Origin of the sequence: Francisella philomiragia (assembly GCF_018135955.1) — a bacterium.
GTDB lineage: Bacteria > Pseudomonadota > Gammaproteobacteria > Francisellales > Francisellaceae > Francisella > Francisella philomiragia.
The window spans coordinates 1,397,701-1,410,178 of the sequence record NZ_CP063138.1 but is presented as its reverse complement, the minus strand read 5'-3'; the positions used below and the strand labels follow the sequence as shown (position 1 = coordinate 1,410,178).

Here is a 12,478-nt window from a genome sequence, read left to right as displayed (position 1 = left end):
CTAGTAATATTATGCTATAGTAGACATAAATACAATACGAGAAAGAGTTGTGCTGGAAACGCTTTTGAGATTTTGAGAGAATATTTAGAAATTATTAGGTTTTACTTATAATACAGTGAAGCCTGCTGATATTTTTTAAGGTGATTGTTGAAAATGAATAAGTCTGTTTTGTCTAAGATGTTTCCAATAGGAAGCGCTAGAAGAGAAGTTGTCAGTAAAGTCTATCGTAAGTTTAGACCTAGAAGTGAGTCTGAGCTTATTAGACAGGGATTTTTAGCAGGATCAAAAGCATTTGATGAAAGTAAAGAAACTATAATACTAGTCTCTCATCAGTCATCAGCGACTGGAGCACCTCTTTTAGGACTTAATATAGGTATGTCTTTAAGTGATAAGTTTAATCTTATCCATTATGTGATGGACAAAGCTGAAATACATGATGCTTTTAAAAAGGATTGTGTTTTACTGATAGAAGAGTTAGGTGATAGCACAAAAAGTACATCATTAAAAATTTTAAAAGAAGTTAGCAAAGATTTTCCAATAAAGGCTGTTATTGGTAATTCAGTAACAACTTATTCGGTTCTAAGTAGTGCTAGTGACTTAAAGCTACCAACTTTATCATTAATTCATGAATTTGCAGGTTATGTTGAGTCGGCGAAGATAATGTTAGATACAATTATTGAGGCTGATAGAGTTATAGTTCCAGCTGAAATTATCAAAGCTTCAATAATGGAGCAGTTAGCCAAGGCTGCTATGATTTTTAATGAGCCGTCAAATATTGTTATACAACCTCAAGGTAAACTTCCATACATACCTAGTAGCTATGGTAGTCCAGATAGTGTCGAGCAGATATTAAAGAAGATAGATGTTCAAGATAGGAACGACTACAAAATAATTGTTGCGGCAGGTTCTGTTCACATTAGGAAAGGTGTGGATTTGTTCATATATCTTTCAAAATACATAAAGAAATACTATGATGGTAAATGTAAGTTTGTTTGGGTTGGGAGTGGACTTAAGGAATCAGATTGTTCATTTTCATTTTTATTAAAAAGAGAAGTTAAGAGTTTGGGGCTAGAAGATGACTTTGTATTTTTGGGTCATCAACAAAATTTAGATAGTATTTTATCTATAGCAGATATGTTTTGTTTAACTTCTAGGATGGATCCTTTTCCAAATGTCGTGGTTGATGCTCTTGAGGCTAATGTTCCTGTAGCATGTTTTAGAGGAGCATCTGGATCTGTAGAGTTTCTTGAGAAACATAACGCAAAGGCAATAATTGTAGATTATTTAGATACTCACCAGCTTGGGTATGAGATTGCTAAATACCTTAAAAAAGCTACGGTTGTGGATACTCATAACTCAGAAATAGTCAAGCAACATCTTGATTTTGGTAAATATGTTGATTTTTTAATTGAGCAGATAGATATTTGCGAAAAATATAATGCTGAAAATCAGAATATTTTAGCAAATATTGAAAAATCAAAATATTTTGATCGTGAATATATTAAGCTTTCTGAGTTAGAAGATAACTATGAGTTTTGTTATGTTCAGTCTGTTTATCACTACATATTAAGTCAACGTAAAGGATTATATCGTTTGACTCCAAATCCATGTGCTGGCTTTTCAACCTATAAATGGGCTCTAGAAAATGATTCATACAATAAAGTTCCATTATATGAAGCTATAAAAAATAATGTTCATTCTACACATGAGTGCCACAAGATGCCATTTGATTTTGAGACAAAATATAGTGGCAAGCTTGCAGTACACCTACATTTGTACTATGTTGATTTAGCTGAGGAATTTGATCAATATTTTAAAAATCTCCCTACAGGGTATGACCTGTATATTACAACTGTTGGAGATGAAGATGCTTTGAGCATTAAAGAGATGTTTAAAGATAGTGGTGCTAATAATATAGAAGTTATAAAGGTTGAAAATATTGGTCGTGATGTTGCGCCAATGATATTTGATCTTAAAAATAAGATATTTAATCGCAAATATGATGTTATTGGCCATTTTCATAGTAAAAAATCTATAGGTGTTGCAAATAATTTAGGAGATAGATGGCGAAAGTATCTATTAGATAATCTAGTAGGTTCTCAACCTATAGCAAACTCTGTTCTAAGTTTGTTTGAAAATGAGAAAGTTGGTCTTGTTTTTGCTGAGGATAGGCATTTTATGGATATGGGAGATAATAAGTCATATATCGATGAGTTAGGTACTATGTTAGGACTACCAGAGGTAAATGAGACTCCTTTGTTCCCATTAGGAAATATGTTTTGGGCAAGAGTTGATGCTATAAAAGATATTTTTGAGTTGGAAAAGGATATAGTGATACAGCCAGAACCTCTTCCATATGATGGCAGTTTCATGCATGCTTTAGAGAGAATAACACCAGATGTTGTAAATAAGAATGGCTATAAGTATGTAACAGTCTATAAGGATGGTACATCGTGGTAGTCGGAGGAGGTCAGTTAGCTCAAGCATTTCATAATTACCGAGACAATGACGGTGTCGTTATTTTTGCTAGCGGAGTCTCTAATTCTAGCTGTACTAATCAAAAAGAGTTTAATAGAGAAAAAAAACTTCTCGAAACTATACTCAAAGATAATTCTGATAAAAAGCTTGTATATTTTAGTAGTTGTGCATTGTCGGTTGATGAGTATCCTAAAAACTCATATTATGCTCATAAAATACAGATGGAAAGCATTATAAAGAAGCTTTCAAATAAATATTTTATCATTAGGCTTCCGCAACTATTTGGAAATTTAAAATTACATAATACTCTAATAAATTATATTTATCATGCTATTAAAAGTAATAATATAATGAGTGTATATTCAGATGCATATAGATATGTTATTGAGATAGAGGATGTCAGGAAGTTTGTTGACTCATATTTAGCAAATGGTACTCTATGCTCTACTATTGATCTTGCCAACCCACATAGATATAAGGTTTTGGAGATTGTAGAAATTTTTGAGAATCTTCTTAACAGAAAAGCTCACATCACAATCATACAGAAACAAGATAAATATATTTTAGACCTCAGTAAGCTTAATAGGTATATCCAGGAAAATAATATTAGTATAGAGTTTGGAGAAGATTATCTAAAAAACAAACTTGATGAAAAAATAAAAAATATAAATGGCGTATAGAGTAATACTAGCGAGTTATTTAATCTTATTGTATTTATGATTATAATGTCTAGCATATAGTTATCTAAGTTTTATAAGTAATGTCTAAATTAAGAAGTGAGAGTCAAATATTATCATCTTGGCAAGATAATAAACCAATATTGAGTGTTTGTTGCACTGCATATAATCAAGAGAAATATATTGAAAAGGCTTTAGAAGGTTTTTTATCTCAACAAACAGAATTTCCATTTGAAATAATTATAAGTGATGATTGCTCGACTGATAGAACTACAGAAATACTTAATAGTTATCTTGAGCAATATCCAAATATTATTAGATTAGTCTATCAAAAACAAAATCAATACTCAAAAGGAGCTTTACCTATAAGAGACTTTATTTTACCTGTCGTCAGAGGTAAATATATAGCATTGTGTGAAGGAGATGATTATTGGACAGATTCTACCAAATTACAGCAGCAAGTTGATTTTTTGGAGCGGAATCCAGAATTCATGGGTTGTGGTCATAATACAAGATTTTTAATTAATGGAGAGTTGACTGATAGATTATTTGTAAATTCTAGTAATAAAAAATATAGTTATAAATTCGATGATTTTATTGATTCCGCCTATTTGCATACAACATCTTTAGTTTTTAGATATGATGCACATAAAAGTCAGATTAATGAATACCTTGCTAAATACTCATCTGTTAAACGTAATGATGTATATATGTTGTTGGTATTTTCAAAATTTGGTTCAATAAAATATATAGATAAAATCATGTCTGTATATAGAATGAATGATGGTGGTATATGGAGTGGCGCGGATGAGCAAGCACAGCTAATTATGTTTTTGCATGGTTGTGTAGATTTTAGCTATATATTTGGTGAGGAGTACAGAGATAAATTTCTTTACTCATTTGCTAATACATTAAGTGAAAGTATAGGTGCTACTACACCAAATTTTATGTCAGAAGTATTAAAAGAATTCTCAATAAGAGATTTTGAAGTTATTGTAGAGAGTTTTGCAAGATTTAAAAAAAGAGATAATGAGACTATTAGAGAATGTAGTGAGTATATTGAGTTTCTTGAAAAGCAAGTTAATGATAATAGTATCAAATCACTGATTATAAAGTTTGTTAAAGTAAGTGGGCTTTACAATATTTTTGAGAAGCTAAAGAGATAAGATAGATAATTATTTTAAAAATGAAATGAAACAATTATTTTATGTAGTATTATTATTTATAAGTGCAATTTTGAGATTAATAAATTGAGTCATATAAAGTATAGAAAAGATATAGATGGTTTAAGAGCGTTAGCAGTATTGTCAGTAATATTTTTTCACTTGGATATAAGCTTTTTTAAGTCGGGCTTTTTAGGTGTAGACATTTTTTTTGTAATATCAGGATATCTTATAACTTCAATAATTATTAGAGATCTTCAAGAAGGACGTTTTTCTCTTAAAAATTTTTACTTAAGGAGAGCTAGAAGGATTCTACCAGCATTGATTGCAGTTCTAGTATTTTCGAGCTTCTTCGCATGGTTGGTGCTGTTACCAGCAGAGCTAAGACAGTTTGCTAAAACAATGGTAAGTGCATTAGCATCGCTCTCTAATATATATTTTTATAACTCTTTATCGTTTGGCTATTTTGCTTCTGATGCATCTATAATCCCTTTATTACATACGTGGTCACTAGGCATTGAAGAGCAGTTTTATTTCTTTTGGCCAGTAATGTTGATATTTGTATTTAACCTTGGCATCTCATGGAAACAAAACGAAAGCTTCGGTGTAAAATCTAAAATGTTAGTAGTTGCTCTGCTACTTTTTTCATTTTCTTTGTATTTTTTTTTCTATAAAAGTGCTCAATCATATTATTACTTCCCTACCACAAGAGCATTTGAGCTTTTAGTAGGTTGTTTAGTTTCTGTTTATAGTTTAAACAGAAAGCCTATACAAACTAGTTTTTTTGCGAATATGTTGAGCGTGATAGCTCTAATACTTATGCTAGTGCCAATATTGTTTATAGATGTTCAATATCCAAGTTGTTGGATGTTAGTAGTTTGCATTGGCGCTGCTTTATATATTTATGCTGGCTTTTCTGCTATAGAATTACCATTGGTAAATAAATTTTTCTCAATTAATATCATTGTAGCTATAGGGCTCATATCTTATTCTTTATATCTATGGCATTGGCCAATTATTGCGTATGTCAACTATTTGAGTATAGAGAAAACTACAGTTGTAAAAATTGTCATATTGTTATTAAGTTTTGCTTTATCTATTTGTTCATATTATCTTGTTGAGAAACCATTAAGATTTAAATATAAATTTTCTATATTAAAAACTCTTGGCTTACTATGGTTATTGCCCATGATTGTCGCTATTGCTTTTGCATTAAGCACCAAATATATTCCAAATTTTGGATTTAATAAAGCAATAGGAGACTTTAAAATTGTTTCTCAGCATGAAGATGGATCTTTTGTTTATGAATATCCAGAGTGGCAATCAAAGCATAAGCTTAAGTATGATAGTATTTGGCAAGATCAAGGATATAAGAATACAGCTGAGCTGAGCTCTTTGATTAAACATCACTATGATGTTGTAATATTTGGTGACTCGCATGCAAAAGTTGCAGCGCCAATGATAAGTAAATGGACAGCTGATTTGAATATGACTACGCTTGTAGCTGGTGGAACTCAGCTAGCTGTTTATAATATGATTCAAGATAAGAAAGTCGAAAAGTATATCGAAGTATTGTTGGATAAGACACATCCTAAGTATTTTGTACTAGTAGGTTGGTGGAATTCATATACTGTTCATGCCAAGCTTCCAAAAGATAACAAAGCTTTATTTTTTATGGACAAAATAGTAAGTATACTTGAAAAGAGAAATATTCAGCCTGTTATTTTGTTGGATTGGCCTTCACTCAAAGGGATGACTCCTGCTTGTGGAATGACGAGGGTTGATAAATGGTTGGGAATAGATGGATGTGGTAGGCCTTTGTCTGATATTCTAGCATCACAAAGTATCGAGCTTAAGTATATAAATTCATTACAAGAAAAGTATAAAAACTTGATAGTGATAGACCCTAAAAAAGTTATATGCAAAAATGGCTATTGCTCTAATCAGATTGATGGTGTAATACTTTATCTTGATGGTATGCAGATGGATTATTATGGACTTAATAATGCGCACCTAAATGATTATGGCTCTTATATGATTGGAGATATATATCTAAAAAGATATGGTAATCCACTAGAAATAAAATAAAAAAATTGTCTGTAAGTAATGGATATCGTATTATTTGCTTTTTCATTGTTGTGATGATTTGTTATAATTTTATGCGTTATAGAACTGGTGTAAGGGTATTGTTAGCAATATGAGGTATGTAAAAGAATTTTATAGATTTATCAAACATTTGATAAATAATAGAAAGTTATTAATGATTTTATCATATAATGATTTTAAGGAAGCTTATTTAGGTTCTTACTTGGGTATAGTTTGGGCTGTAATAAGACCCGCTGTATTCATACTTGTGATTTGGATAGTATTCTCATACGGTATCAGACCCGGAGCCTCTGCTTCTGAGAACACTTCATTTATCCTTTTTCTTTTAACAGGAATGATACCATGGTTTTTCTTTTCTGAAGCATTTGGTAAAGCATGCGAATCTCTAGTGAAAAATAAATTTTTGGTCAAAAAAGTAGCTTTCAGTGTTAATATTCTTCCTCTTGTCAGTATATTGTCGTGTATTATTATACATCTGATACTATTGTGTTTTTTAATAGTAGTATTTGTATTATATGGAAGATTTCCTGATTTATACTGGTTGCAGCTGCCTTATTATATGTTATGTACTATTGTATTACTTTTAGGTTTGGGTTGGTTAACATCTGCACTTAGAATTTTTGTTAGAGATGTGTCTGAAGTTGTTGGACTGATTGTACAGTTTGGATTTTGGTTTACACCAGTATTTTGGTCTCCAGAGAAAGTTCCAGAAAGATTTAGATTTATATTAGATTTTAATCCTATGGCGTATATTATTCAGGGCTTTCGTAATATATTTATTGAGAAAGTTTGGTTTTGGCAACAGCCAGTATCAACTATAATATTTTTAGTAATGACTTTGTCAATATTATTTTTTGGTGCGTTAGTTTTCAAAAGATTAACACCGCATTTTGGAGATGTTATTTAAATGAAAAAAGATATTGTAATAAAATTACAAAATGTGTCGAAGAACTATAAAATTTATGATTCTGCTAGAGATCGTGTCAAAGAAGCTTTCAGTATTACTAGGAAAAAGTATTATAAAGATTTTTGTGCTCTTAAGGATGTCAATTTAGAGATAAAAAAAGGAGAGGTTCTTGGGCTATTTGGTTTAAATGGAGCTGGTAAATCAACTTTGTTAAAGATGATAGCAGGGGTTGTTACGCCATCCTCTGGGAGGATTAATGTCAGAGGCAATATAAATGCAATGCTTGAGCTAGGTGGAAATATAAACCCAGAACTTACAGGTATGCAAAATATTATGTTCAGTTTAGATCTTAATAAGATTGAAGGCTCTGAACGAGATGAAACTATCAAGCAGATTACCGATTTCGCTGATATAGGAGATTATATATATCAACCTGTTAAGAGCTATAGTAGTGGTATGGCGGCTAGACTTGGCTTTGGAATTTCTACAGCTGTTAAACCAGATATACTTATAGTTGATGAAGTTTTAGCTGTTGGGGATGCAATTTTTCAGAATAAGTGTTTTATTAAAATTAAGCAGTTGCTTAAAGGTGGAACAACAGTAATTTTTGTTTCTCATAACATCTCTCTGATGTTGGAGTTCTGTACTCGAGCAGTTTTTATTCATGAGAGAGGCTTACTTCTTGATGGAGATCCTAAGCAAGTTGCTCACTATTATCAAAAGGCATTATTTAGTGCTGATCAAGAGAGTGCTCTTAAAGAGATTAGAGCTCTAGGTGATGAGAAGGAGTCTGAAGAGAAGGAATCTACTTCTACTACTAGTATTGTCGATCCAAATTATAAAGTTGATTTACTGACAAATTGTGTAGGTATTTATGATCATGAAGGTTCTCCTACGACCTTCTTGGAAACAGGATCAGACTATGTTTTGTCATTAAATGTTACTTTTAAACGTGATTTTGAGAAAATAAAAGTCAAATTTCTTGCTGAAGATGTTACTGGTAAAACTATTTCAACTTTTGATTCATATTCGGATAATAATCTAATTGAAAATGTTAAATATTTGGATAAATATAGTATTGTTAATAATTTTAAGTGTGATGTATTTCAAGGACATTATACTGTGTACGTGAAGTTTTTTGATATTAGTGATGCTCGTTTTGATAGCGAACTAATTGCATCTGAAATAGGTGTTAGATTTGAGGCTGGAGTTGTGGGTAAAGATAATAATATTAAAATTGGAAAGATTAAAGTATAAAAAGGTAATGAATGAAATTTTCTATAGTAACAGTATCATACAATTCTGAGAAATATATTGAAGAAACTATCTTGAGTGTAATCACTCAAAGAGGAGACTTTGATATTGAATATATTCTAGTAGATGGTAAGTCAAAAGATAGCACTTGTGATATTATTCAAAAGTATGTCGATAAACATAACAAAGGTGAGCTTGATATTTATTGTAATAGTCTTGATATCAAGTTTATATGTGAGAAAGATGATGGCATGTATGATGCTTTATCAAAGGGGTTGTCGATAGTAACTGGTGATATAGTTGCATATATAAATTCAGATGATTTCTATCTACCAAATGCTTTTAAAGCGATAGCTGCTGAGATGAAAAAACACGGTGAAAAAGCACAGTGGATAAATGCTAAAAATACCTGGTACAACAAGGATGGTATTATTGAAAACTCTATGCTGCCTCTAGTACCATCAAGAAAGAGAATACTAAAAGGTATCCATGGTACGAGTTTGCCGTCAATACAACAAGAGTCAACTTTCTGGACAAAAGCATTACAAGATAAAATGGATATGAAAAAGTTTGCTGAGTATAAACTAGCTGGCGACTTTTTTATGTGGCATGAGTTTGCAAAACATGCAAATTTACATATATGTAATAGTAATGTTTCGGGCTTTAGACATCATGAAACTAATAAAAGCCATGATCTAAGCGGTTATATGAATGAGTTTTATGATATTGTTGGCGGCAAGCCTAGAAAGAATATTTTTGATCTCTGGCATATATTTATGTATAAGTTTTATGTCAAATATACTTCAGATAATATGATTAGAAGACACAATGAGTATGTTAGAATATTCAGATATATAGGCTACAAGCTTAGTGAAAAACTAGGTAAGAAAAGTCACTAATATATCTTAGGAGCTATCCTTGTCAAATTCTCAAATTCAAAAAGCTAATTATCCTTTGGTTACAGTTATAACAGTTGTATATAATGCCAAAGAGCTTCTAGAAGAGACTATTTTAAGCGTATTAAACCAGACATATTCAAATATTGAGTACATTATAGTTGATGGTGGTTCTACTGATGGTACGCTTGATGTTATCAAAAAATATCAAGATAAAATATCAGCGAGCCAGATCAAGGTATTTACGATGCTATGAATAAGGGTATGGCATTGGCTAAAGGGCAATGGTTAAACTTTATGAATGCCGGAGATAGTTTTTATTCTAATGATGTTTTGCAGGAGATATTTGAGCGCAAATTTTCTCAAGATATATCGGTTATATATGGTGATACTGATGTTGGTCATAAAATTCTAAAATACAAACCTGAACTAAATTTGAGAGATATGGCGCTAGGAATGATGTTGTGCCATCAATCTACTTTTTATAGGTTAGATAAAGCAATAAAATATAATCTTAAATACAAGATATGTGCAGATCAAGATTTTACAATGCAGTACTTTAAGCTTGGTAAAAAATCTAAATATCTAGATATGACTATTTCTAAGTATGATCTTGATGGTATATCATCACAAAACTTGAATAAGATTCTCAAAGAAAAGTTTCAAATAAATAAATCTTACAATCTTTCGTATCTGCCTGTAATCAAGAGTTACATTATTTCTTTGTTAGTTAAGCTACGAAGCTACTTTAGGGGTTACTAAAAGCTAGTATTGTTATATCATATAGTTAGATATAGATTTAATTAGAGGCAAGAAGATATCATGTATGATTATGTCATAATCACTCACATTCCAGCTTTTTATAAGGTTAACTTGTACAATCAGTTAGCTAAGAAGCTAAATATCTTTGTTGTTTTCTTAGCCTCGAATACAAATGAAAAAAGAGCAGATGATTTTGTTGGTTTAGATAATGTATCTTTTGAGTATCAAGTTTTATTCTCAGGCAACTTACAACAGCGAAACTCTTCAGCAAATATCAAAAGATTAAGAAGTATCTTAAAAAGTATTCAATATAAAAGAATATTAGTAAGTGGTTGGGAGTTGCGTGAGTTTTGGTATGTTATATTTGCTAATCGTAAAAACAAAAATTATCTAGCTCTTGAGTCAACTATTAATGAAAGTAAGGCTACAGGAATACAAGCATTAATAAAAAAAATATTTCTATCGCGAATATCTACAGTTTTTGCATCTGGTACTCTTCATCGAGAGTTATTACTAAAACTTGGGTATCCTGGCGATATAAAAATTACAAAAGGTGTTGGTATTATCAACAAACCAAGTTTTAATAAAGAAGTAAGAGAATATCACAAAAAGTTTCTTTATGTTGGGAGGTTATCAGCGATTAAAAATTTAGAGAGATTAGTTCAGGTATTTAATAGTCTAAAAGATTATAGCCTGACCATAATCGGAGAGGGCGAGCAGAGAGAGTATTTACAAAAAATCGCTAATGATAACATTGTGTTTAAATCAGCTATTGAGAATAAGAAACTTAAAAATGAATTTCTTAGTCATGATGTTTTTGTGCTACCTAGTTTGGTTGAACCGTGGGGATTAGTAGTAGAAGAGGCGTTTTATTTCGGTTTGCCTGTGATTATTAGCCAAAACTGTGGAGCTAAGGATATTGTCAAAGATAATATAAATGGCTATTGGATAGACCCACAAAATATTGATGAACTAACTTCATTAATCCAAGCAATTAACTCAGATAAATATCATGAGCTTATCACTGGTGTGGAGAAATTCTCTCTAAATGCAAAGGATATTGAGCAAGTTGAGGCTTATTTATGAAAATTTTGATTGTTCATAACCGCTATCAGTCAAATAATATTGGTGGTGAAGATATAGTTTATGATAATGAGTTAAAGTCTTTGCAAGAATTACATGGCGAAGATAATGTTTTGGCATATCAGGTTTCTAATGATGATATTAGCAAATTTAGCTTATTATTTGGGATATGGTTTTCACGCAAGCACTATAGAAATATTAAAAAAATAGTTAGAGATAACAATATTGATATAGTCCATGTGCATAATTTTTTTCCTTTGTTGACACCAAGTGTTTTTAAGGCTGCAAAAAAATCTGGTGCTAAAGTTGTACATACACTTCACAATTACAGACTATGGTGTATATCTGGTATTCTGTATAGAGATGGCTTTGGTGCATGTGAACTATGTACCAAAAGTAAGTTACCTATTTTTGGTATCAAAAATAAATGCTACAGGAAGTCAAGATTACAGAGTTTGGTTGCACAAGCAGCATTTAGTTTTTACAGACTCTTCAGAATGTTTAAGAATATTGATTATTATTTTGTGTTGACTGATTTTCAAAGGCAAAAGGTTAGAGAGCTGGGTATTCCAAGCCATAAAATCATCCTCAAACCAAATAGTATCTCTTTGGCTGTAGATCAGCATACTCAAAAGACTAAACAAGACTATATTTATGTAGGTAGGCTTGAAGAATCTAAGGGTATATTTGAGCTTTTAGATACATGGATATCTTTAGATGATAAGTTTGTGTTGACTGTAGTTGGCGATAGTCCTGATAGTGATGAGATAATTAATAAATACTCATCTAAAAATATTATTTTTAAAGGGAAATGTACTAGGAAAGAGACGCTATCTTTGATTTCACAATCGAAGTATCTAATCCAACCAGCGCTACTGTATGAAACATTTGGTTTGACGATAATAGAGGCTATGAGTTTTGGCGTTCCTGTTATTGGTTTTGATATTGGTACGCGTAGAGATTTTATCAAAAATAGAGAAAATGGCTTCATAACTACAAAAAATGACTTACAAACAACTATACAAAACTCTTATGACTATAGTAATTATGAGCTGATGAGTCAAAATGCAAAAAATACTGCAAAGCAATATCAAAATGACTATATAATAGCTAAGCAGTTAGAGATTTATAAAAATATTTTAGAAGGTTGAT

Annotated in this window: 11 protein-coding genes; all 11 read left to right on the top strand. The window is 31.1% G+C overall.

The window, feature by feature from the left end; translation table 11 throughout:
• Window positions 1-153 precede the first annotated feature (153 nt).
• Window positions 154-2,460, top strand: a complete 2,307-nt coding sequence (locus IMS64_RS06920; protein ID WP_211490244.1) for a rhamnan synthesis F family protein — start codon at window positions 154-156, stop codon at window positions 2,458-2,460.
• Window positions 2,454-3,158, top strand: a complete 705-nt coding sequence (locus IMS64_RS06915) for an NAD-dependent epimerase/dehydratase family protein (protein WP_211490243.1) — start codon at window positions 2,454-2,456, stop codon at window positions 3,156-3,158. The genes IMS64_RS06920 and IMS64_RS06915 overlap by 7 nt, the downstream gene beginning before the upstream one ends.
• Window positions 3,159-3,238: 80 nt before the next feature.
• A complete protein-coding gene (locus IMS64_RS06910) occupies window positions 3,239-4,321 on the top strand; it encodes a glycosyltransferase family 2 protein (RefSeq protein WP_211490242.1) in 1,083 nt (360 codons plus the stop codon).
• 84 nt (window positions 4,322-4,405) lie between these two features.
• The gene (locus IMS64_RS06905) at window positions 4,406-6,406 is read left to right on the top strand and encodes an acyltransferase family protein (RefSeq protein WP_211490241.1); all 2,001 of its coding nucleotides are present in this window, start codon (window positions 4,406-4,408) and stop codon (window positions 6,404-6,406) included.
• Between the two features lie 172 nt (window positions 6,407-6,578).
• A complete protein-coding gene (locus tag IMS64_RS06900; RefSeq protein WP_244972893.1) occupies window positions 6,579-7,331 on the top strand; it encodes an ABC transporter permease in 753 nt (250 codons plus the stop codon).
• Window positions 7,332-8,588, top strand: coding sequence for an ABC transporter ATP-binding protein (locus IMS64_RS06895; RefSeq protein WP_211490239.1), 1,257 nt, complete (start codon window positions 7,332-7,334; stop codon window positions 8,586-8,588).
• Between the two features lie 11 nt (window positions 8,589-8,599).
• The gene (locus IMS64_RS06890; RefSeq protein ID WP_211490238.1) at window positions 8,600-9,484 is read left to right on the top strand and encodes a glycosyltransferase; all 885 of its coding nucleotides are present in this window, start codon (window positions 8,600-8,602) and stop codon (window positions 9,482-9,484) included.
• Window positions 9,485-9,503: 19 nt separating this feature from the next.
• Window positions 9,504-9,737 carry a glycosyltransferase gene (locus tag IMS64_RS09835; RefSeq protein WP_244972892.1) on the top strand — a complete coding sequence of 78 codons (234 nt, stop codon included), beginning with the start codon at window positions 9,504-9,506 and terminating at the stop codon, window positions 9,735-9,737.
• Window positions 9,734-10,243, top strand: coding sequence for a glycosyltransferase family protein (locus IMS64_RS06885; protein WP_244972891.1), 510 nt, complete (start codon window positions 9,734-9,736; stop codon window positions 10,241-10,243). The genes IMS64_RS09835 and IMS64_RS06885 overlap by 4 nt, the downstream gene beginning before the upstream one ends.
• Before the next feature lie 60 nt (window positions 10,244-10,303).
• The gene (locus IMS64_RS06880; RefSeq protein WP_211490237.1) at window positions 10,304-11,329 is read left to right on the top strand and encodes a glycosyltransferase; all 1,026 of its coding nucleotides are present in this window, start codon (window positions 10,304-10,306) and stop codon (window positions 11,327-11,329) included.
• Window positions 11,326-12,477 (top strand): glycosyltransferase family 4 protein, encoded by a 1,152-nt coding sequence (locus IMS64_RS06875; protein ID WP_211490236.1) that lies wholly within the window; start codon window positions 11,326-11,328, stop codon window positions 12,475-12,477. Before IMS64_RS06880 ends, IMS64_RS06875 begins: the two co-directional genes overlap by 4 nt.
• Window position 12,478: the final 1 nt, after the last annotated feature.